The sequence below is a fragment of the Streptomyces sp. RK9 genome (assembly GCF_045070545.1).
GTDB classification, from domain to species: domain Bacteria; phylum Actinomycetota; class Actinomycetes; order Streptomycetales; family Streptomycetaceae; genus Streptomyces; species Streptomyces alboflavus.
Window position 1 is genome coordinate 1,886,359 of the sequence record NZ_CP173703.1, and the last position, 23,055, is coordinate 1,909,413.

General features: G+C 75.4%; 12 protein-coding genes. 6 read left to right on the top strand and 6 right to left on the bottom strand.

The window, feature by feature from the left end:
- Nucleotides 1-87 precede the first annotated feature (87 nt).
- Nucleotides 88-1,428, top strand: coding sequence for an MFS transporter (locus tag AB6L24_RS07340; RefSeq protein WP_405653415.1), 1,341 nt, complete (start codon nt 88-90; stop codon nt 1,426-1,428).
- A 19-nt stretch (nt 1,429-1,447) separates the two neighbouring features.
- Here the strand turns inward: AB6L24_RS07340 and AB6L24_RS07345 are convergent, their stop codons facing one another.
- From AB6L24_RS07345 to AB6L24_RS07360, 4 genes are read right to left on the bottom strand one after another with little or no spacing between them, the layout of a single operon-like run.
- Nucleotides 1,448-5,977 carry an SAV_2336 N-terminal domain-related protein gene (locus AB6L24_RS07345; protein ID WP_405653417.1) on the bottom strand — a complete coding sequence of 1,510 codons (4,530 nt, stop codon included), beginning with the start codon at nt 5,975-5,977 and terminating at the stop codon, nt 1,448-1,450.
- On the bottom strand, nt 5,964-7,079 hold the full coding sequence (locus AB6L24_RS07350; protein WP_405653420.1) for an AAA family ATPase: 1,116 nt from the start codon (nt 7,077-7,079) through the stop codon (nt 5,964-5,966). Before AB6L24_RS07350 ends, AB6L24_RS07345 begins: the two co-directional genes overlap by 14 nt.
- A gap of 27 nt (nt 7,080-7,106) precedes the next feature.
- Complete coding sequence (locus tag AB6L24_RS07355) at nt 7,107-9,503, bottom strand: trypsin-like peptidase domain-containing protein (RefSeq protein ID WP_405653423.1); 2,397 nt, start codon at nt 9,501-9,503, stop codon at nt 7,107-7,109.
- Complete coding sequence (locus tag AB6L24_RS07360; protein ID WP_405653425.1) at nt 9,500-9,946, bottom strand: CU044_2847 family protein; 447 nt, start codon at nt 9,944-9,946, stop codon at nt 9,500-9,502. The genes AB6L24_RS07355 and AB6L24_RS07360 overlap by 4 nt, the downstream gene beginning before the upstream one ends.
- A 191-nt stretch (nt 9,947-10,137) precedes the next feature.
- Between AB6L24_RS07360 and AB6L24_RS07365 the strand changes: the two genes are divergently transcribed.
- Nucleotides 10,138-13,935 (top strand): S8 family serine peptidase, encoded by a 3,798-nt coding sequence (locus tag AB6L24_RS07365; protein WP_405653428.1) that lies wholly within the window; start codon nt 10,138-10,140, stop codon nt 13,933-13,935.
- Between the two features lie 247 nt (nt 13,936-14,182).
- On the opposite strand, the gene AB6L24_RS07370 is transcribed toward AB6L24_RS07365, so the two are convergent.
- Nucleotides 14,183-15,649 carry an acyl-CoA synthetase gene (locus AB6L24_RS07370; protein ID WP_405653430.1) on the bottom strand — a complete coding sequence of 489 codons (1,467 nt, stop codon included), beginning with the start codon at nt 15,647-15,649 and terminating at the stop codon, nt 14,183-14,185.
- Between the two features lie 383 nt (nt 15,650-16,032).
- Here AB6L24_RS07370 and AB6L24_RS07375 point away from each other — a divergent pair, with 383 nt between their 5' ends.
- Complete coding sequence (locus AB6L24_RS07375) at nt 16,033-18,495, top strand: glycosyltransferase (protein WP_405653432.1); 2,463 nt, start codon at nt 16,033-16,035, stop codon at nt 18,493-18,495.
- Nucleotides 18,492-19,787 carry an acyltransferase family protein gene (locus AB6L24_RS07380; RefSeq protein ID WP_405653434.1) on the top strand — a complete coding sequence of 432 codons (1,296 nt, stop codon included), beginning with the start codon at nt 18,492-18,494 and terminating at the stop codon, nt 19,785-19,787. The genes AB6L24_RS07375 and AB6L24_RS07380 overlap by 4 nt, the downstream gene beginning before the upstream one ends.
- Before the next feature lie 78 nt (nt 19,788-19,865).
- On the opposite strand, the gene AB6L24_RS07385 is transcribed toward AB6L24_RS07380, so the two are convergent.
- A complete protein-coding gene (locus AB6L24_RS07385; protein ID WP_405653436.1) occupies nt 19,866-21,587 on the bottom strand; it encodes a protein kinase domain-containing protein in 1,722 nt (573 codons plus the stop codon).
- Nucleotides 21,588-21,758: 171 nt separating this feature from the next.
- Between AB6L24_RS07385 and AB6L24_RS07390 the strand changes: the two genes are divergently transcribed.
- On the top strand, nt 21,759-22,073 hold the full coding sequence (locus tag AB6L24_RS07390) for a hypothetical protein (RefSeq protein ID WP_405653438.1): 315 nt from the start codon (nt 21,759-21,761) through the stop codon (nt 22,071-22,073).
- Nucleotides 22,074-22,135: 62 nt separating this feature from the next.
- Nucleotides 22,136-23,035: a RimK family alpha-L-glutamate ligase gene (locus AB6L24_RS07395; protein WP_405653441.1), complete on the top strand. Its 900-nt coding sequence runs from the start codon at nt 22,136-22,138 to the stop codon at nt 23,033-23,035.
- The last annotated feature ends 20 nt before the right edge of the window (nt 23,036-23,055 follow it).

The window sequence follows — 23,055 nt, forward strand, 5'->3', positions numbered from 1 at the left end:
GCATCTGGGGAAGACGCACCTGGCGACCGGTCCGAGCGGGACGACCCTCTGATAGCCGAGCGGGGTGAGTCCCCCGTAGCTGTTGATGTGCCTGATGTCCCTGATGTCTCTGGCACTCCCGATGTTCCCGACCCCACCCCCAAGCGCCGCCTCTTCGCCGACCTCACCCCGCTGCGCACCTCCGTCGACTACCGGCGGCTCTGGTTCGGCAACACCATCTCCTGGATCGGCCAGGCGATGACGTCGCTGGCCGTGTCGCTCCAGGTGTACGACATGACCGGCTCCAGCTTCGCCGTCGGTCTGGTGGGTCTTTTCACGCTCGTGCCGCTGGTGGTGTTCGGTCTGTACGGGGGCGCGGTCGCCGACACCGTGGACCGCCGCAAGGTGGGCCTGTACTCGGCGGTCGGCCTGTGCGCCCTGTCGGTCGCGCTCGCGGGCGGGGCGCTGCTCGACTACGCGCACGTGTGGTTCCTGTACGCCGTGGTCGCGCTGCAGGCGGTGTGCGCCGCGCTGAACGCCCCGGCCCGCGCGTCGATGATCCCGCGCCTCCTCCCGGCCGAGCAGCTCCCGGCCGCGAACGCCCTGAACTCCCTCACCATGACGACGGGCATCACCGTCGGCCCGATGCTCGGCGGGCTGCTCGTGGGCCTGTGGGGCTATCAGTCGGCGTACCTCATCGACGCGGTGGCGTTCACGGCGGCGCTGTACGCGATGTGGCGGCTGCCCGCGATGCGCCCGGGCGACGACGGGGCGAAGGGGGCCGACGCGGGCGGCGGGGCCGACGGCGGCGCCGAGGCGGGCGGCGGCAAGCGGCAGCGTGCCTCCGTCCTGGACGGCCTGCGCTTCCTCGCCACCCGCCCCAACCTCCGCATGACCTTCTTCACCGACCTGTGCGCGATGGTCCTCGCGCATCCGCGGTCGCTGTTCCCGGCGGTCGCGGTGGTCTGGTACGGCGGCGACGCGAAGACGGCGGGCCTGCTCGCGGCGGCGCCCGCGGTGGGCGCGCTGCTCGGCGGGGTGTTCTCGGGCTGGCAGGGCCGCATCCGCAGGCACGGGCTCATGATCGTGGTGTCGGTGGCGGCCTGGGGCACGGCGATCGCGGTGTTCGGCCTCACCCGGAACCTGTGGCTCGGGGTCTTCTTCCTCGCGGTCGCCGGGTGCTCGGACATGATCTCCATGGTGTTCCGCAACACGATGCTCCAGGCGGCCACGCCGGACGCGATGCGCGGACGGCTGCAGGGCGTGTTCATCGTGGTCGTCGCGGGCGGCCCGCGGCTCGGCGACTTCCTGGCGGGGGCGGTCGGCCAGGCGGTCTCGCCCCGGGTGGCGATCGTCGGGGGCGGCGTCGCGTGCGTGCTCGCCGTGGCCCTGCTCACGGCGCGGTGGCGGGCCTTCCTGCGCTACGACGCGCGCTCGCCGGAGGCCTGACGGCGGCTCAAAGACAGGCTCAGGTCCTGCGGACGGCGTCGACGAGCTGGGAGAGGGTGCTCACCGTGTGCCGGGCCCCGGCGGCGAGCAGGCGCTCCCGGGTGCGGTCGTCGGGCGCGTACCCGACGAACGGGACGTCCAGGGCGCGGGCCGCGGTCGCCTCCACGACGGTGGCGCCGATCATCAGGCAGCGGTCGGCGCTCACGCCGGGCCGGGCGAGCACGCGGCGCAGGCCCTCCGGGTCGGGCAGGAGCCGGGTGAGGTCGCCGGTGCGGCAGTGGATGCGGTCTGCCCGGATGGTCAGCTCATGAGTGGCCACGTACGTCGCCACGGCGCGCGGCGCGGTGTCGGTGACCAGGCACACGGCGCGGGGCCGGGTGCGCGGGCGGGGGCCGGGCCCGGAGCCGGTGCCGTCCGCCAGGAGCCGGACGAGGGCGGTGGCCTGCGGCACGGGCTTCGCCCCGAACACGGCCTGCCGCTCGATGCGGTCCAGCTGGTCGGCGAGGTCGGCGGCGAGGGGCCCTTCGGTGGCGAAGGCGCGCAGGACGTCCAGCGGGTGGACGTACTCGCTGCCGCCTCCGGCGCGGGGCACCGGCGCGCCCCCGAGCGCCGCCTCGGGGTCGCGGCGCTCCACGACGAGGGCGAGCAGCCGCAGCGCGGCCTCGCGGGCCTTGCCGGGGGCGTAGAGCCGGGTGAGGGTGCCGTCGAAGCCGAGGACGACGGTGTCGGCCCGGTCGAGGGTGTCGGGCAGCGTGGGGAACGCGCCGCCGGGGCGCGCCGCGACGGCCCCGACCCGGCAGATCCAGGCGGCCGACCCCGGCACCGGCACGAACCGCGTCAGGTCCGCCCGGTCCTGCCGGTACAGCTCGTCGTGGACGTCACCCGGGATCACGACGATCGCCTCGTCGACCCCGGCCCCGGCGGCGACGCCGGGGCCGGGCGGAGCCCCCGGGCCGCCCTCGACGGTGACGAGCAGCCCCAGGCCCTGGTACGCGCCCACGATGAACGGCAGTTCGTGCAGGACCGTCTCCAGGAGCGCGGCGCGCGGCACCTCGGCGGAGACCACCGCGTCCCAGCCGCGCTCGCGGGGCAGCAGCTCGAACTGCTCCGCCGTGGCGCCGCCCTGCGTGAGCAGCCGGGCCACGGTCCGGCTGAGCTTCATCAGGGTGTCGGCCTGCCAGCCGGGGCTCGTGGTGAAGGAGAAGGAGAACGTGGTGGGCGCCAGGGCCGTCGACTCGGCGGCGCGCAGACCGCCCAGCTCCTGGCGGAGTTCCCGCAGGACGGCGGGCGGTTCGGTGCCGAGTTCCGCGAGGCGCAGGGTGCGGTACTCCTCGTACGCGGTGATCGCCTCGTCGACGCGGCCCTGGCCCTTGAGCGCCACGAGGTGGAGGCGGAGCAGGTCCTTGTCGTGGGGGAACTCGTCGAGCGCGGCCTGGAGTCCGGTGACGGCGCGGTCGAAGTCCTCGGTCTCCAGGTCGAGTTCGGCGCGGCTGCGGAGCAGCGCCATCCGGGTGAGGCGCAGCCAGGTGCGGGTGGTCCGCGCCGCGGGGCCCGGGACGCCGGGCAGGGGTTCGCCGCGCCACAGCCGGAGCGCGGACTCGACGAGCGTGCGGGCGCGGGCGAAGTCCCCCGAGCCGCGCGCCTGTTCGGCCTCGGCGGCCAGCCTCCGGCAGCGCACCACGTCGATGTCGCCGGGCGCGACGAGGAGCGCGTACCCGTCGCCTCGTCGGGTCACGGACCGGGGGCCGAGGGCGTTGCGCAGGCGGGACGCGTGCGCCCGCACCTGGTCCCTGCCGTCCGAGGGGGCGGGGGCGGGCGCCTTCCACAGCCCCGCGACCAGCTCGTCCTCGTGCACGGTCTCGCCCTCGCGGAGCAGCAGCATGCACAGCATGGCCTGTTCCTGGGGGGAGCCGACGGCCAGCGTGGAGCCGCCGCGGGTGACGCGCAGCGGGCCGAGCAGGTGGTAGTGGCGCCGGTGCTCCCCCTGCATGTCGAGCTGTTCGAGCCGCTGGGCGCCGTGCCTCTGGAGTGCGGGGTCGGGCGACACCAGCTCGGCCACGGCCTGCCGCAGCCCGAGTTCCAGGTGCTCCGGCAGCGCGTGGTCGGCGCCGAGGGGGAGCGTGAGGTGCTCCGGCCGCGTCAGCCAGTCGCCGGTGCGCATGAGGTGCACGAGGTGGCCGAGGTCGCGGAGGTCGGCGGCGCGGCTCGTGTCGTCGAGGGCGAGCCTGCCGAATCCGTAGAGGACGGGGCCGTGTTCGGCGAGGACGACGCAGCGGGCCGAGAGGCCGCCGTGGGCGATGCCGTGCGTGTGCAGGGCGAGCACGCCCTGCGCCAACTGCCGGGCCAGGTCGACGGGTTGATTGACGGGAAGGCCGTCCTGGTGTCGGTCGAGCGCGGCGTGCAGGGTCTCCCCGGCGTGGTGCTCCAGGATCAGATGGGGTACGCCGCGCAGGATGCCGTCGTCCCGCAGGGCGGCCACGTTCGGGTGGCGGAGGCCGTTCAGGGCCCGGCGCAGCGGCTCGAAGCGCCAGCGCGGGTCCGACGGCGCGTCGCGGTAGCGCGTCACGACCACCGTGCTGTCGCCCTGCCAGGTGTCCGCCGCCAACAGGTCGGGCCCGCCCTCGAAGCGGCCCGTCACCCGGTACCGCCCCCCGATGAGCCCCGGCACCTCGCCCTCGTCCCGCTCCGCCGCCCCGGCCCCCGACAGCTGCCGCACGCTCTCCGGGCTCACCGTCGCGAACGGCTCGCCCTCGACCACCGCCGGGGCGGCCCCGGCGCCCCGCCCCGCCCCGTGCGCCACGGCCCGCAGCTCCCCGGGCGCCACGCCGGCCCGCTCGTCGATCAACGCCCCCACCCGGGCCAGGAGTTGCCGGGTCCGCCCGCGCGCCGACCTCGGCACCGTCCCGAGCAGCACCTCGCGCACCCCGTCCCGGAACGCGTACGACCCCGGCGGCCCGTCGGGCGTGCCCGTGAGCATGCCGCTGAGGATGATCTCCGCCAGGTGCTGGGCGCGGGGGCGCCGCTCCACCGCCGCCTGCACGAGCCGCATGACCGGCAGGTGCGGCTCGCCCACCGCCAGATGCCCGGCCAGCCGGAACGCCTCCGGCGACGCGGTCGAGCGGAACCGCAGGACGAGGTCCTGGGGCGAGAGCAGCGTGACGTCCGCGCGCTCCACGCCGTCCCGGGCGAGCGCCGCGGCGGGGCGGGACGCCAGCCGGCCGACGGAGCCCGGCAGTCGGCGCCCGCCCGCGTCGGCGACGAGCGACGACCAATTGGCGAGCCACCGCGGGGACGCGTCGAGGACGGGCACGGGCAGGGCGTCCGGAGGGGCGGCGGACGGCTCGGCGTCGGGGTCGAAGGGCTCGAACGTGTACGTCGCCGTAGGGGCGGCGGCGTGCGGCGCGGCGAACAGGCCCGGCGTCGCGGGCAGCGCGGTCGTGGACCAGAGCCGCTCGGGCAGCGGCTGGAGCACGGCGAGCGGCAGCCGCGACGCCCAGTGGCGCAGCGTCCGGTACCAGCGCCGCCCGGCCCCGCCCGCGCGCCACTGCGGGCCCATGCAGTCGCTGACCAGGAGGACGACGGTACGGCCCGCCGCGGGCGCGGCGGCCGCGCGCGCCGCGACCCTCCCGTCGGGCCCCGCCCGGTGCAGCTCGACGGTGCGGAAGAGCCCCGACTGCACGAGCGCGGCGTGCAGTTCGCGCACCAGCGGCCGCCACACCGGCATCGTCGGCCCGTCGTCGTACACCAGACACAGCCGTAGCCAGCGCTCCTCGGCCGGGCGGAGCACCGGCAGCCAGCCGCGCGGGTGCGCGCCGAGCGTGGCGATGCGGTGCGCGGTCGCCTCCTCGTCGAGGACCCGCCCGACCGGCGCGGGCACGCGGCGGCCGAGCGGACGCAGGGCGCGCTGGAGCGCCAGCGGGTGGGCGATCATCGGCGGCACGGGTACGTGGAGGACGGTGCCGTCGACTCCCGTGCGGGTGGGGTGGGCCGGGCCCGCCTCCGGTCCCGCCGGGGCGTCCCTGGTGGCGTCCCGGCGGTGGTCTTCGGCGGGGAGGTGCAGGGGGACGCGGGAGTCGGCGGGCGGGGCGGGGCCGGTGGCCGGGGGAGTGCGGCCGGGGTGCGGTGACGCGGGGGCGTCCGGGGTGGTGGGGTCGGTCGGGTCGGCGCGGGCTGCTGGGTCGTGCGGGGTGGCCGGGTCCGCTGCGGAGGGCCGGGTCGGGTCGGTGGGGGGTGTCGCGCGGGGGTCGCCGGAGCCGGGGGCGCCGGGCGCCGACGGCCGTGACGCCGTGCGGTCGCCCGTCGCCCCGGGCGGGTCCTCGGGCTCCGGGGGCGGCGGCAGGTGCCGGGCCAGCCAGAGGAGTTCGGCGAGCTCGGCGGCGGATGGGCCTTCGCCGCCGCCCGCCGCGCCGGTGAGGGCGGCGGCGAGCGCGGCGACGGCGGAGGCGCGGGTGGGGGAGCGGGGGGAGGCATGGGTGGGGGCGGGGGTGCCCTCGGCTCCCGGGGCGCCCCCGTCCCCGCCCTTGCCCGGAACCGGTTCAGAAGCCCGCATCGGAGCCCTGGTCCGGGGCGTGCTCCGCGCCCTCGCTCAGATACGGCATGAGCAGCCGGGCGAGCTCGTCCCGCGAGGAGGCCTCCAGACCGGCCGCGGCGGTGAGGTAGATGGCGTTGAGGAGCTGGTCGGTGGCCAGCTCGCCGCCGCTGCCACGGGCCACGAACCGGTCGATCAACTCCCTTGCGTGCGCGTCCGGTTCGCCGAGGTGCGCGCGGACGATCTCCTCCAGGTGCTCGCCGTGCGGGCGGCGCAGGCGCAGGGTGACGCAGCGGCGCAGGAAGGCGGGCGGGAACTCGCGCTCGCCGTTGCTGGTGAGCACCACGAACGGGAACGCGCGGCAGCGCACCCGGCCCTTCACCACCGGCACCGGCTCGTCCGAGCCGTCGGCGGGCAGCGAGGCGGTCGGCGTGTGCCGGGCGACGCGCGCCAGCTCCGGGATCTCGTACTGGCCCTCCTCCAGGACGTTCAGGAGGTCGTTCGGCAGGTCCAGGTCGCTCTTGTCGATCTCGTCGATGAGCAGGGCACGAGGGTGGGCGTAGGGGAGCAGGGCGGTGCCGAGCGGGCCGAGGCGCAGGTGGTCCTCGATGCCGGTGCGGTCCTGGGGCGGGGCGGAGTCCGTCGGGGCGTCGGCGCGCGAAGTGCCGTTGCCCGCACCGGAGTCGACGCCCGCGCGGGGCCCGGCGGCCGGGGCGCCTTCGGCGGCGGCGCGGCCCGCCGCGTACAGGCGCGACAGCGGGTCGTACTGGTACAGGCCGTCGTGCAGCGTGCTGCGGCTCGTGATGTTCCAGCGGAGCACCGGGCCGAGGCCCAGCTCGCGCGCGACCGCGTACGCGAGGCTCGACTTGCCGCTGCCGGGCGGCCCGGTGACGAGCAGCGGACGCCGCAGGTACAGGGCGGCGTTGACGAGGTGGACGCACTCGTCGGTGGCGCGGTACGTGCGGGCGCGGTGCGCGCGGTCCGGGGAGGTCGCGGAACGGTCCGCGGGCGGAGCGTCGAGGACGGGGCCGCCGTCGAAGGCGCGCCACGGCGGCGGCGGGGGCAGCCGCGTGATGCCGTCGTGCGGCTCGTTCGTGCCGGTGTAGACGGGCCACAGGGACATGCGGACTCTTTCGTCGGTGCGGGCGGGTCAGATGACGGGGGAGCGCAGCGGGGCCGCCGCCGCGTCCGGGAAGCAGCGCGGGTCGTCCCACAGGAGCTGGATGTCCCGGGCCCAGTGCCGCTCGGGTTCGTCGGCGGCGTCAGCACTCTCGCGCAACGCCAAGACGCGGCGCGGCAGTTCGGCGGGCGGCAGCCGCGACAGGTGGGCGGCGAGCTGGTCGAGGAAGGCGGAACCGGGGCAGGGGGCGGGGGGTGCGGTCGCGGTTTCTTCGGGGCTTGCTGCGGTGCTGGTGCTGGTGCTGGTGCTGGTGCTGGTGCGGTCTGCGGTGGGGCGGTGGCTTTCGGCGGTGGTGATCGCCGGGGTGCCTGGCGCGTCTGCGGGGGTGGAGCCGCCGCACGCATCGGCGGGGCAGGTGCTGCCGGTGTTCCTGGCCGTGCCGGTGTGCCCGGCGATGGTGGTGCGGCCGGTGTCCTGGGCGGCTCCGGCGCGGTCAGCGCCTTCGGCTTCCCGGCCGAGGCCTCCGGCTCCACCAGCGCCTCCGGTGCCCTCAGTGCCGCCGACGGCGCCCGCACTCCCGTTCCCGCCGCCTCCGGCACCCCCGCTCCCCCCACCCTCGTGCTCACACCCCACCCGCGCCCACAGCAGCACCGGCGCGGGCGCGTTCAGGGACACCTCGAAGTGCCGCTTCAGGCGGGGAGCCCGGGGCGGGGCCGCGAAACCCGCGAGGTCGGCCTCGCCGCTGCGCAGGCGGAAGCGGAGCTTGTTCGGCTGCTCGCCGGTGGCGCACTCGACGCGGTGCACGACCGTCGTGGACTTGCCGTCGAGCCGCTCCCAGGTGCGGGCCAGCTGGTGGCGCAGGCCGCCCGCGCGGCGTGCCCGGTCGGTGACGACCAGGGGGTAGGAGCAGCCGAGCGGCGTCGGGTCGTCGACGCTGCGCTCCCAGTGGGCCACGGGCTCGTTCAGCCACTCCCGGGGCAGGACGAACGCGATCAGCTCCTCGGCGTCGGGGGCGAGTTGGCCGAAGGCCGCGTCGATGCGCTCCTGGACGTACGGCCGGACCTGGCTCCTGGCCAGCGTGCGCGAGCCCACCGGGTGCCGGTGCCCGTCGCGGCACGCGGACACCTCGACCAGGACCTGGTCGTCCCCGGCGCCGCTGCGGGCGAGTTCGACGAGGATCGGGGACCAGGGGGAGGCGGTGCGCCCGGCGGCGCGCGGAGCGGCCGGGGCTCCCGGCACGGCGGCGGCTCCCGGCGCCACGGACGCCGACGTCTCGGGTTCCGCCGCAGCGGCCGCCGGGGACATGGCTCCCGGCATCCCGTGCGCCGACGTCACGGCTCCCCGCGCTCCGTCTGCCGACGTCACGGCTCCCCGCGCTCCGTCCGCCGACGTCACCGCTCCCGGCACCCCGTCCGCCGACCGCACGGCTCCCTGCACCCCGGCCTCCCACCCCCCAGGAGCGCCCCACCCCTCCCGTACCCAAGGAGCGTCCCGCACGTCGCGCACCCGCCGTGCGTCCCCTGCCTGCCCGGCGCCGGGCCCCGCCCCTAACTCGCCCGCGCCCCGCACCCCCGCGAGCTCCGTGAGCCGGTCCGCGAACCGCTCCACCGCCCCCGGCACGTCCACCTCCGAGAGCACGTACCAGGCCGCCGACCACAGCGAGGCGAACCCGCCCGGCGGCACCGGAGGACCCAGCGGCCCGACCGCGTCGAGGTAGAGCCGCTCCGGCGCCCACGCGGCCGAACGCCCCGCCGCCGGGCCCGCCTTCTCGGCGTCCTCCACCAGGGTGCGCAGCCGGTGCCGTGCCGCGCGGCCCCGGCCTGGCACCGGGATCAGCTCGGCGAGGCGGGGCCAGTAGCGGGCCATGACCGGCGCGGGCAGCATCCGCCCGTTGCGCACCCCGGCCGCGCCGGCCACCGCCGACACCATGCCGACGACGAGCCCGCTGTCGGCGAGGGTCACCGCGGCGCCGCTGAAGCCGGGCGCGAGGGGCTGGCCGTGGGCGCTCCAGGCCTCCAGCTGGACCCACTCGTCGGCGATCAGCTGGGCGGCGGTGGCGCGGTACTCGGCGATGGTGCCCTCGGCGTACCCGCGCGGGAAGCCGTACGCGACCAGGCGCGGGCGTGGTTCCAGGTAGGCGTCGTCGGGGACGGCGAATCCGGCGGGCGGGATGGGCACGGGCCGGTCGAGTTCGAGGACGGCGAGGTCGCCGGAGTGGTCGTCGTGGCCGCTCCAGCCGCCGTGCGCCCCGACGACGGCGGGGACCGCGCCGAGTTCCCCGCGGTGCGGGAAGGAGACCGTGACCCCGGCGGCGCCGCTGTCCCGCACGACGTGCGCGCAGGTCAGCACGTGCCGCTCCGACACGAGGAACCCGGCGCCGGTCTCGCGTCCGCACTCCACCCGGGCGTGCCAGGTCGTACTGCTCATGAGGCGGGCGTGGGCTCTCCGTTCGAGGCCGCGTGCCCCAAGCGGCCGGGGGCACCCGCGTTCCCGGGATCACCCGCCCCCGGGGCTGCGGCGACCGCTTCCGCTTCGCCGGCCCGCTCGCCACCCCGCTCCGGCGACCACGACAACCGCACCAGCAGATGCCCCTCCCCGGAGCCCTTCACGATGACCGCTCCGGCCTCCGCCGTCATCCGTACGCCGAACTCGATCTCCACGGAGTCCGGGGCGAGTTCGCCGTCGCGGAACACCCGCAGGGCCGACTCGGCGGCGGTGCGCACCGGGCCGAGGGAGGCCTCGAAGGTGCGGGCGGCCAGGGCGGGGCCTTCGCCGCGCGACACCAGGCGGGCGCCCGACCCGTCGTCGTCGACGTCGGCGAGCACCACATGCGCGCCGCCGTCCGTCGTGAACTGCACCAGACCGTCCATGACCGCCCCCGTAGAAGACCCGTGTCACCCGCTCGCCGACATTCTTGCCGAACCGTCGACCTGGCGGAAAGCCGCCCTGGCAGCTTCCCGCCAGTCCCCGGCAACTCTCCCGCAACATCACGCGCCTGACACTTCTTCGCAGCACCCGGGAGCCACCCCCCACCCGGAGCCGACGAAGAGAGGTCGCGTTGATGCCGAGACCCCGAAGCGCCCCAGGACGACGAAGAGGAAGTGCCCCCGGCGGCCGAAGAGCCCGCGCGGCCCGGCTCCGATTCCTGCCCGCCGCTCTCGCCCTCGCCCTGCTCCCCGCCTCCCTGGCCGCGACCGCCACCCCGGCGGCCGCCGAGAGCGCCCCGGGCAAAGCCCAACAGCCGCGCGGCGGAGGCAAGTCCGCACCCGCGACGGCCCCCAGGACCGTCCCCCTCATCACCGGCGACGAGGTCACCGTCACCCCGCTCGGCGGCGGCAAGCAGACCGTCACGGTGGAGCGGCCGCGCGGCGCGAGCGGAGCCGTCCGCACCTCCGTGACCGACGGCCACGTCACCGTCGTACCGGACGAGGCGCGGCCCTATCTGCGCGCGGGCGTCCTGGACGAGCGCCTCTTCGACGTGACGGAGCTGCTGCGGCAGGGCGGGGACCGCGGCGGTGCGAAGGCGACGACGCCGCTGATCGTCACGTACGACACGTCCCGCGGCGCGGTGGACGCGCGCACTCCGCGCGGCGCGGACAAGGTCCGTTCGCTGCCGAGTGCGCGCGCCACCGCGCTCAAGACGGCCAAGGGCACCGCGTTCTGGCGGTCCGTCACCGTGGCCGACGGCGACGCGGCACGGGGGAGCGGGCGCCGCTTCGGCGGCGGCATCGCGCAGATCCGGCTCGACGGCCGGGTCGAGGCCGACCTGGCCGAGAGCAACGCCCAGATCGGCACGCCCAAGGCCTGGGAGGCCGGGCTCACCGGCAAGGGCGTGCAGGTCGCCGTCCTCGACACCGGCGCCGACCTCACGCACCCCGACCTCAAGGGCCGCGTCGGCGCGACGAAGAGCTTCATCCCGGGCCAGGAGGTCGCCGACCGCGGCGGCCACGGCACCCACGTCACGTCCACGGTCGGCGGCAGCGGCGCCGCGTCCGACGGCAAGGAGAAGGGGGTCGCGCCGGGCGCGGACCTCGCCGTCGGCAAGGTGCTCAGCGACGAGGGCTTCGGCAGCGAGTCGGAGATCATCGCGGGCATGGAGTGGGCCGCGAAGGACATCGACGCCAAGATCGTGTCCATGAGCCTCGGTTCGCGGGAACCCAGCGACGGCACCGACCCGATGGCCACCGCCGTCAACACGCTCACCAAGGACACCGGCGCGCTCTTCGTCGTCGCGGCGGGCAACACCGGCGCGCCCTCGTCGATCGGCTCGCCCGGCGCGGCCGACTCCGCGCTGACCGTCGGCGCCGTCGACTCCGCCGACAAGGCCGCGTACTTCACCAGCCAGGGCCCGCGCGCCGGCGACAACGCCCTCAAGCCCGACCTGTCCGCCCCCGGCGTCGACATCCTCGCCGCCCGCTCCCAACTCACGTCCGGGCAGGGCTACTACACCTCCATGAGCGGTACGTCGATGGCGACCCCGCACATCGCGGGCGTCGCCGCGCTGCTCGCCGAGCGTCACCCCGACTGGAGCGGACAGCAGCTCAAGGACGCCCTGATGTCCACGTCCCACGGCCTCGACGCGTCCGTGTACGAGCTGGGCGCGGGCCGTGTCGACGTGCCGCAGGCGATCGACGCGAAGGTCACCGCGACGGGCGGCGCCGACTTCGGCTTCTACCGCTGGCCGTACGCGGAGAACAAGCCGGTGACGAGGAAGCTGACGTACACCAACTCCTCGGCCGAACCGGTCGAGTTGACCCTTGCTGCGCGGGGAGCGGCCGACGGCGTGGCCACCCTCGCCGACGCCAAGCTGACTGTCCCCGCGCACGGCACCGCCTCGACGACCGTGACCGGCGACGGGGCGAAGGCGCCCGTCGGGTCCACCAGCGGCGCGGTGGTGGCGAGCGCGGGCGGCAAGGAGGTCGCGCGGACGGCGTTCGGCCTGGTCAAGGAGGAGGAGCGGTACACGCTCACCGTCAAGGTCAAGGACCGCGACGGCGCCGCGACCCCCGCCGACCTGGTCGTGCAGCCCCTGACGGAGAACGCCGACCCCTACCCGGCGGCGGTGGGCGACTCCGGCGAGCTGAAGCTCCGCCTGAAGCCCGGGTCGTACGCCCTGTCCTCGTTCCTCGACGTGCGCGGCGCCCACGGCAAGGACTCCCTCGGCATCGGCTTCCTCGCGGCGCCCGAGATCACCCTGGACCGCGACCGCGAAGTGACCCTGGACGCCCGCGCGTTGCGGGAGATCACCGCCAGGGTGCCGCGCAGCACGGAGACCCGCCAGCTCGTCATGGAGTACGACCGCACGGCGAACGGCTCCGCCTACCAGGGGGCCGTGCAGGTGCCGGTGAAGTACGACAGCGTGTTCGCCGCGCCGACGCCGAAGGTGGCCGAAGGGCGCTTCGAGTACCGCACGGTGTGGCGCCTCGGCAAGCCGCTCCTCGACGTCGAGGGCGTCGGCGAGGCCGTGGCGCAGCCCGGTTCCACCCTCGGCGAGGGCCGCTCCCGGCTGAAGCTCGTGGACGCGGGCGACGGCTCACCGGCCGCGTACGAAGGAAAGGACGTACGGGGCAAGGCGGTTGTGGTCACGCGCACGGGCGCGGCCGGTCAACCCTCCCCTCCCCGGCTCGCGCAGGCCGCGCAGGACGCGGGCGCGAAGGCGCTGTTCGTGACCGACGGCGTGCCGGGCCGCCTGAACGCCTGGTTCGGCACGGACGACAACGCGGACCGGCCGCTGGTGATCGCCACGGTGAACGCGGCGGACGGGGCGAAGCTGCGGGACGCGGCCCGGCGCGGCCGCTCGGTCGAGACCGAGGCCACCCCGTACCCGCCCTACGTCTACGACCTGGAGGACGGCCACGCGGGCGCGATCCCGTCCCGCGACCTGACGTACCGCCCGCACACCCGCGAACTCGCCGTCATCCCCACCAAGTTCCACGCCCCGACCCGCCGCACCGAACCCGGCGGCGAGTTCCGCTACTCCCTCACCGACACCTTCGAGGTCGGCCTCGGCTTCCCGGAGCGGATCTCCTACCCCGCCACCCGCACCGACTACGTGGCCGCGGGGAAGGGCCGCCGCTGGCACGAGTCGCTGCACTACGGCCCCGACGCCGTCGAACAGCGCAGCGGCCTCGTCGACTACCGCCCCGGCAAGCGCACCCCGCTGAACTGGTTCAAGCCGGTCTGGCACCCCTGGCTCGGCACCGGGCTCGGCTGGGGCCAGCAGCGCAGCGGCGACAACCTCGACTTCAACGCGCCCGGCTGGGGCGACTCCGGGCCCGACCACACCGGCTTCGGCGACGTCTGGAACGACGATTCCCTGGCCCAGACCACCGCCGTCTACGCCGACGGCCAACTCGTCGACCGCCGCACCAGCTCCGGCGTCTACGTCACCGGCGCGGCCCCCGACGAACGCCCCTACAAACTCGTCACCGACACCACCCTGAACCCCGCCCGCTGGCGCCTCGCCACCAAGGCCCACTCCGAGTGGACCTTCCGCTCCGCCCGCGCCCCCGCCGACCGCAAGACCTTCCTGCCCCTCCTCAACCTCGCCTTCGACGTCCCCACGGACCTCTCCGGCGACGTCCGCGGCGGCCGCACCGTGCCGGTCGGCATCTCCGCCGAGTACGTCCGGGGCGCCACCGCCACGGGGCGCATCGGAGCCGCGGCCTTGTCGGTCTCCTACGACGACGGCAAGTCCTGGCGCGAAGTCCACCTCTCCCGGGACGGCCGTTCCCCCGCCTGGACGGGCAAGCTGAAGGTCCCCGGCGACGCGGAGGCGATCTCGTTCCGGGCGTCCGTACGGGATGACCGGGGCGGGTCGGTCTCCCAGGAGATCCTGCGGGGGGTGGGGGTGCGGTAGCCCTCGCGGGGGCCCCAGTCCCACCCCTTCTCCGAAACCGGCGCTGCGCCCCTGGACCCCCGCTGATCGGCGCTTCGCGCCTCGTCCTCAATCGCCGGACGGGCTAGAACTTCGCCGGTGCGGGCCAGAACCTGGCCCGCACCGGCGAGATATATAGCCCCTCCGGCGTTTGAGGAGCGGGGTCTGGGGCGGAGCCCCAGTTACGGGAAGGGGTGGGATCGGGGAGCCCCCGGCAGGGCCCCGCCCCTCAGCCCTTCCCCAGCGCCCGCTTCAGGATCTTCCCCATGTCGTTGCGCGGCAGCGCGTCCACGAGGTGGAGGGCGCGGGGCCGCTTGTGGGGGGCGAGGCGGGCGGCGACGTGGGCGGCCAGGTCGTCGAGGGTCGGAGGCAGGGCCGGGTCCGCGGGGGCGATCCAGGCGACGACGCGTTCGCCGAGGTCGGGGTCCGGCTCGCCGGTGACGGCGGCCTCGCGGACGCCGGGGTGTTCGAGGAGCGCGTTCTCGATCTCACCCGCGCCGATCTTGTAGCCGCCGCTCTTGATGAGGTCGGTCGCCTTGCGCCCGACGATACGGACGTACCCGTCGGCGTCCCGCACGGCCATGTCCCCGGTGCGGAACCACCCGCCGGAGGCGAAGGCGGCCTCGGTCGCGTCGGGCCGGTTGAGGTAGGACGTGAAGAGGTTCGGGCCGCGGACCTGGATCTCGCCGACCGCCTCGGGCCCGGCGTCGCCCGGGATCTCGGCCTCCGCCTCGTCGACGAGGCGCAGTTCGACGCCGGGCAGCGGCACGCCGACGGTGCCCGCGCGCGGTTCGCCGTCCGCGCGGACGCTGGTGTTCATCAGCGTCTCCGTCATGCCGTACCGCTCGACGACCCGCCGCCCCGTCGCCGACGCGATCCGCTCGTGGTCGTGGACGGGCAGCGCCGCCGATCCCGAGACCAGGAGCCGCGCCCCGGACAGGGCCTTCACCAGCTCGGGCTCGTCGGGCAGCGCCTCGGCGATCCGGTGGTACATCGTCGGCACCCCGAACAGCATGGTCCCGCCGGTGGCCAGCTCCCGGGCCACGCCCTCGGTGCTGAACCTGCCCAGGTGCCGCACCGAACCGCCGCGCCGCAGCGGGCCGAGGATCCCGAGGATCAGGCCGTGCACGTGGAAGAGGGGCAGGCCGTGCACGAGGACGTCGGCGTCCGTCCACTGCCAGGCGTCCTCCAGCGCGTCCAGGGTGGAGGAGATCGCCCGGCGGGAGAGGACGGCGCCCTTCGGGGGGCCGGTGGTGCCTGAGGTGTAGACGATGAGGGCGGGGGAGGAGGGGTCCAGGGTGGTGGTGTACGGGGAGGCGTCCGTGGCGTCCAGCTCGGCCCGCACATCCACCCGCCCCAACCCCGCCAGGGCCTCGGGCAACTCGTCCCCCGCCCCCGCGAGCACCAGCGACGGCTCGCTGTCCGCCACGATGTGACCCAGCTCCGCCGCCCCCGACTTAGGGTTCAGCGGCACCGCGGGCACCCCGGCCCGCAGCGCCGCCACCACGGCCACCGCCGTCTCCAGGGTCGGGGTGGCCCAGACGGCGACGCGGGTCGCGCCCGCCGCGGTGAGGCGGGCGGCGAGGGCGGCCGTGGCGGCGGCCAGGTCGGCGTAGGTCAGGGTGCGGTCGCCGAAGGTCAGGGCGGGGGCGGGGCCCGGCGCGGCCAGGGCGGGGAAGAGGGGCTCGGAATCCACGGGTCGTACTCCTCGGTGTGTGCACGGCGACTTAATGAGAGCGTTACGCCGCCGAAGGTGCGGTGTCACAGTGATCGTTGAGGCTGAAGTGGCCGTTTGCCCCTGGTCCGAGGGGCTGTCCGCTCCTGGTCCGAGGGAGCTGTCCGTCTCCGGATCGAGGGGCTGTCTGTCCCTGGTCCGAGGGGCTGTCCGCTCCTGGTCCGAGGCGCTGTCCGCCCTTGGCCCGAGGCGCTGTCCGTCCCTGTTCCGACGGGCAGTTCACCCCTGCTCCGAGGGACAGTTCGGCGATCGACAAGTCAACAGCGCCCGCAGCCGCGGCGCGACAGCCCGCGGCCCGTGCCCCGGTCGACTCAACCGGTCCTCCCCCCACAATCCGCAACAGGATGGGACCACCCACTTTGCTCACTTCGTACTCTTCATCCGGATCCACTCCGACAACAACCCCTACCGCCCCCGCACCGGCCACGCCCTCGGGCACCCCCAACCTATCCACGCCCCCGTCCCCGCATGCCCCCGGCCGCATCCTCGCCGTCGCCGCCCCGGGCCCGGGGCGCGAACAGCTCACCCGCACCCTGGAGTCGAGCGGCTACGAGGTCGACCACACCGTCCCCGGCCGTATACACCCGCACATACGCCAGACCCCGCCGGACGCCATCGTCGCGCTCGACGACGGTCCCGGCGGGCGGTGCCCCGGGGGCGACGTCGTCACGGAGGTGCGGTCGGAGCCGGCCGGGCAGGCGCTGCCGCTGGTCCTGGTGGGCGCGGCGGCGCGCGAACCCGCCGCCGTCGCCGACCTGCTGCGGCGGGGCGCCGACGACTGCCTGCCGAGCGGCTGCGCGCCCGTCGAACTGTCGGCGCGCATCGCGGCGAAGCTGCACCGCGTCCCCGTACCGGTGGAGCAGCTGCTGCGCGACCCGCGGACCGGGCTCTACTCAGGGCCGCACTTCATGGACGAGCTCGACCGCGAGCTGTGCAGGCCCGCGGCCGCGCGGCGCGGCGGTGTCCTCGCCGTCGTCGGGGTCGCCGAGATGCCCGCCCTGGAGAAGCGGCTCGGGCCGCGCGTGCACCGGGAGGTCGCCGAGCGGCTCGCGCAGGTCGTGTCCGGTACAGCGCCCGCCCGCGCGGGAGGCGGCCTCGGGAACGTCTGCGACCGGCTCGGCTGGGACGACGACGGGCATCTGCTCGTCCTCATGCCCGGCGTCGACGAGGAGAGCGCGCGGCAGGACCTCGCGGCGTTCGCGGCGTCCGTCGCGGGCACCCGCTTCGTCGTCGCGGACGAGAACGTCCGGCTCACCCCGGCCATCGGCTTCACCCCGCTCACCGCGTACGAGGACTCCGGCGGCCACGAGGCGGCCGCCCGCAGCGCCCGCGAGGCCACCGACGAGGCCCTGCGCCACCGCGACCTGCGGCCGGTGCGCTGGCAGCCGTGGATGCGGGCGAAGCCGCAGGACGGACCCCGGCACGCCCGCGCCCGCGCGGGCCTCGGCACCCTGCGCGCCGCGCTCACCCCGCTCCTCTCGCCCGTCCTGATGCTGCTCCTCGGCGTCGGCGTACCGTTTCTGCTCTACCAGCAGGCGTACGACCGTCTCGGCGTGGACGTGGCCGCGTACGCCTACTGGGTCGTCGTCGCGGGGCTCGTCGCGTCGGCGCTGCTCATCGTCCTGGAGTGCCTGTTCGCGCTGGACGCCCCCGCGCGTCCGGCCGCCGCCGCGCAGCCGTACCCGACCGCGAGCGCGGTCATCGCGGCGTACCTGCCGAACGAGGCGGCCACGATCGTCGACACCGTCGAGTCGTTCCTGCGCCTGGAGTACCCGGGCGAGTTGGAGATCGTCCTCGCCTACAACACCCCGCACCCGCTGCCCGTCGAGGACACCCTGCGCGAGGTGGCGCGCCGCGATCCCCGGCTCGTGCTGCTGCCCGTGGCGGGCTCCACGTCCAAGGCGCAGAACCTGAACGCGGCCGTGACACGGGTGCGCGGCGAGTTCGTGGGCGTCTTCGACGCCGACCACCACCCGGCGCCGGACGCGTTCCGGCACGCCTGGGACTGGCTGTCCCACGGCTACGACGTCGTCCAGGGGCACTGCGTGGTGCGCAACGGCGACAGTTCGTGGGTCGCGCGCACGGTCGCCGTCGAGTTCGAGGCCATCTACGCGGTGAGCCACCCGGGCCGCACCCGCCTGTACGGATTCGGGGTGTTCGGCGGCTCCAACGGCTTCTGGCGCACCGACCTCCTCGCCCGCACCCGCATGCACGGCTCCATGCTCACCGAGGACATCGACTCCACCATGCGGGCCCTCGGCGCGGGTGCCCGCATCGCCATGGACCGCACCCTCATCTCGCGCGAGCTGGCCCCGACGACGCTGCGGCCGCTGTGGAACCAGCGCTCGCGCTGGGCGCAGGGCTGGCTCCAGGTGTCGCTGCGGCACCTGCGCGCGGCGCTGCGGTCGGATCGGTTCACACTCCGTCAGAAGACCGGCCTGTGGGTCCTGTTGGGGTGGCGTGAGGTGCAGCCCTGGCTGACCCTGCAGATCCTGCCGGTGCTGCTGCACGCCGCGTGGCGCGCGGGCGGCGCGGACAAGCTCGACTGGGCGGTGCCGGTGTGCCTGCTCGCGGCGGCGGTCACGCTGTCCGCCGGGGTGGTGCAGGCCGCCTTCGCGTGGCGGCTCGCGGTGCCCGAACTGCGCCGCAGGAAGGCCTGGTTCTGGCGCTATCTCCTCGTCACCACGGTCTTCTACACCCACTTCAAGAACCTCGTGGCCCGGCAGGCGCATCTGAAGGAGGCGCTGGGGGAGCGGCAGTGGCGGGTCACGCCGCGCGCCGCCGCGGCGGACGCGGAGGCCTCATGAGGACGCCCGCGCCCACGCTCACGAAGGAGACGCCCCTCCCGGCCGAGCCCCTCCCGGCCCCGCCCCGCACCCGCGGACCCGCCCGGGCCCGCGCCGTCGAACTCCAGGGCCTGCGCGGCCTCGCCGCCCTCAGCACCGTCGTCTTCCACGTGTGGCAGCAGTACTACACGTACGACGCCGCCGGGGCGCACCCACCGGTCGAGAACCCGTACCTGGGCGCGCTGCTCTCCCTCGAAGTCATCGACCTGTTCTTCGTGATGTCGGCGTACCTGCTGACGCTGTCCTACGCCCGCGCGGCCATCGACGGACCGGACGCGCCGCTGTCCGAGGGGAGCGGGGTGCGCTCGGGCCGGGACTTCCTGTTCCGGCGGGCGATCCGCATCCTGCCGGTGTACTTCCTCGCGGTCCTGCTCGTCTGGTCGACCCGCAACCCGGCCCTGCCCGGCGACTGGCGCGATCTGCTCGGCCACCTCACCTTCACCCACGTCCTCGACCGCGAACGCATCTTCTACACCCTCGGCCCGACCTGGTCGCTCTCTCTCGAAGTCGCCTTCTACCTGGCCCTGGTGGCCCTCGGGCCGCTCGCGATCCGGGCCTGCCGCCGCCTGGCCACGCGCCGGGCGCGGGTGGCGCTGTGCCTGACGGGCTGCGGGACGCTGTTCGTGGCGCCGGTGCTGTGGATCGCGGTCGCGCACCACGTCCTCGACGTGCCGTACACCGACTGGCCGGTGTACTTCGGCCCGCAGGCCCGCTTCGGCGGCTTCGCGGCGGGCATGGCGCTCGCCGTGCTCCTGGTGGCGCTCGGGGAGCGCGGACGGCTCGACGCACGGGTCGCGGGGCCGGTGGCGCTCGCGGCTTTCGGCGGCGTGTACGGCCTCTCGTACGCGGCCGACCCGGGCGACATCGCGTACACCTACTACCATCCGTCGGCCGCGCTCCTCTGGTCCGTGCTGCTGTACGCGACGCTGCGGACCCGGGAGCGGGACAGCCGCCGGACGTGGTGGCGCGGGGCGCTGCGGGCGCGCTGGGTGACCGGCGTCGGCCTGATCAGCTACAGCCTCTACATCTGGCACGAGCCGGTGATGCTGGAGCTGGACGGGTGGGGGCTGCTGCCGCGCGGTCCGCTCGGCTTCGCGGCCGGGACGCTGATCGTGCTCGCCGTGGCGCTGGCCGCGGGGGCGGTCAGCTACTGGCTCGTCGAGTACCCGGCGGGCCTGCTCGGCCGGGCCCGGGACGCGCGGGGCGCTCCGCGCGAGTTCTATCCGGAGCGGGGCCGGGCGCACCGGGGCTGAACATGACGGCGCCGCCTCCCCGGGGAACAACTGCTTTCCTGTTCGCATGAGTTCACCGCGGGGTGCGCGGCGGGGGCGTCAGTGGGTCGGCTTGAAGGAGGCGAGCGCCCGGTCGAAGTACTGCTTGCCCAGGGCGCGGTTCTTCGCGGGCGCCGAGACCCACACGTCGTGCATCCTGCCGTTCTCGTTCCAGCTCAGGTCGTACGTGACGCGGGGGCCGCCGTCGGCGGTCGCGCCGTTCCATGTGAAGGTCCACAGGGCGGCGGGGCGGCCCTTGTGGGTGGTGCGGGTGACGGAGCCGGTGCGGTAACCGGGGTAGTTCGATGGGCCCTTGAGGTGGGCCTTGCGCATCACCGTGTACGGGCCGTCGGGGGCCTTGGGCTGGGGGTGGACGCCGATGCGGAACCTCTTGGCGGCGGAGTAGTAGTAGACGCGAGGGGGTTCGGGGGAGCGGGTGAAGCCGTCGGGGACGGTGAGCGTGAAGCCGGCGGGGTCGTTCACCGTGCGGTAGCCCGCGGGGGGCTCGGGCTTGGGCTCGGCTTCGGCGGAGGGCTCGGTCGGGGACTCGGCCGCGTCGTCCGCCGGATCCTCGGCCGGGGGGTTGTCCGGAGTGTCCGGGTCGTTCTTGGGCGGTGGCACGTCCTTCTTGTCCGCGGCCTCGGCTGTGCGTTCGGCGCGGTCGCCGGAGTCGTCGCCGTTCGAGGCCAGGAGCCAGGCCGCTGTGGCTATGCCGCCTGTGGCGAGGATCGCGGCTGCGGTGGCTGAGGCTATGGCTGTACGGGAGCGTCGGCCGGGGCCGGGGTTACGGAGGGTGGGTTGCCCGGCGCCGCGGGGTCCGCCCGTGCCCGCCCTCCCCCAAGCTCTCGGCTCCGCTCGAGCAGGGGGGACCCCCATCGCCCCCTGGGCGGACCAGCCGCCCACGGGCTGGGCGGGCGTGGAGGAGGAGGCGGCAGGCGTGCTGCCGGCGGGGTGGGTCGGCGGGGCGCCCAAGGCCGCGCGGAGGGCCTGTTCCGCCGTGGTGGTGGTGAGGCGTCGGTGCGGGTCGCGGTGCAGGAGGCCCTGGGCCGCCGGGAGGAGGGGGCCGAGGGCGGTGGGCAGGGTGATGTCGTCGAGGACGACGGCGTGCAGAACCTGGGCCACCGAGTCCCGGTGGAACGGGGATTCGCCCGCCACGGCCGCGCACAGCAGCACCCCGAGCGACCAGAGGTCGGACGCGGGGCCGGATCGCTCGCCCGACATCCGCTCCGGCGCGGTGTACTCGGGCGAGCCCACGAACGCCCCGGTCTGCGTGAGCCGCGTCTGTCCCGCGACCTGCGCGATGCCGAAGTCGGACAGGACGACGCGTCCTGTCTCCGCCTCCAGGAGCACGTTCGCGGGCTTCAGGTCGCGGTGCAGCACCCCGGCCGTGTGCGCGGCCCGCAGCGCGCCGAGGAGCGCGAGCGCGATCCGGCCCGCCTCCGCGGGCGGCAGCGGCCCCTCGGCCGCCATCCGGTCGGCGAGCGACCAGCCGTCGATCAGCTCCATCACCAGCCAGGGCCGCTCCTCGTACCGCACGACGTCGTGCAGGACGAGGATGCCCGGGTGCTTCACCTGCGCCACCGACCGGGCCTCGTGCAGCGTCCGCTCCTGCTGGCGCTGCGCGTCCTCGGGGGTCAGCGCGTCGTCGACGTGCAGTTCCTTGACCGCGACGGCCCGCCCGAGGAGTTCGTCCCGCGCGCGCCACACGGTGCCCATGCCGCCGCGGCCGAGCCGCGCCTCGATGCGATAGCGTCCGGCGACCAGTTCCCCCGTGCTTGCCATGGGCGCATCATACGAACTCCCTTCCCCCGCCCCGTGATTGGGCCGTGCGCGGCGCACGCCCCCGGGCCGCGGCCGCTCCCGCACGCTCGTCACAAGGCGTGCCTGATCCATTACGGTGAGTGTCCTGTCGGGGCGCGTCGGAGCGGCCCGTGTGGCGGGAGGGGTACACGTATGACACGCGTGGGGCGACGGCGCATGGCCAAGGTGGCCAGGGTGCTCGGGGTGTGCGCGGCCGCCGCGACCCTGGCGCTCTCCGTGCCGGGTTCGGCGTACGCGGCGGAGGGGGTGCTCGTGATCAGCGGTGAGGCTCATGAGAACCCGAGCGGCTGTTACCCCGTCGACTGGTTCCCGACCTCGGTCAGCAACTACACCGACGCCATCGCCGAGGTGCACTCGGGGCCGGACTGCGCGGGCCCGGTCGAGTGGCTCGTGCACCCGGGCGAGACGTACAGCACGGAGACCGCGCAGAGCGTCTTCGTCCTCTGAGGCGGACGGGGCCGGGTTGTTAGCCTGCGGGGGCTCTGCTCGCGTACGAAGAAGGAGTCCCCGTGACCGGCCCCCGCATCGCGCTCGTCACCCGCCGACCGCAGCCCGAGTACGACCACGACCTGCCGGTCCTCGCACGCGCCCTCGGCGAGGCGGGCGCCGAGGTCCGGATCGTCGGCTGGGACGACCCCGGCGTCGACTGGGCCGGATTCGACCTCGCGATGATCCGCTCCACCTGGGACTACAGCTGGCGCGCCGAGGAGTACGTGGCCTGGGCCGAGCGGTGCGCCCGGCTCACCCGCCTCGCCAACCCCGCGGACGTCGTGCGCTGGAACACCGACAAGCGGTACCTGGGCGAGCTGGCCGCGGCCGGTGTGCCCACCGTCCCCACGGCCTACCGCGCGCCCGGCGAGGACGGCGAACTCCCGCCCGCCGACCGGGAGTTCGTCGTCAAACCCACCTCCGGGGCGGGCGCGCGGTACGCGGCCAGGTACGGCGCGGACGAGCGGGACGCCGCCCGCGCGCACGTCGCCCGCCTGCACGAGGAGGGCTTCACCGCCATGGTGCAGCCCTACATGCGGCACATCGACGTCACCGGCGAGCGCGCCCTCGTCTTCGTCGGCGGCCAGTTCCAGCACGCCATACGCAAGGGCGCGGTGCTCGCGCCCGGCACCGCGTTCGACGCCGACAAGGTGTCCCACCCCGACCCGCGGCCCTGGCGCCCCACCGACGCCGAACTCGACGTCGCGGAGCGGGCGTTGGCGGCGATACCCGGCTCGCCCGAGCTGCTGTACGCGCGCGTGGACCTCGTGGACGGGGACGGCGCGACGGGCGAGGGCGGTCCCGGCGACGACCCGCGCGTCATGGAGCTCGAACTCGTCGAGCCCAACCTCTTCCTCCGCTTCCACCCGGACTCGCCGCCCCGGGTCGCGGAACTGATCCTCAAGGCCGCCGCCCAGTAGGCCGGGAGCCCGGCGGTCCG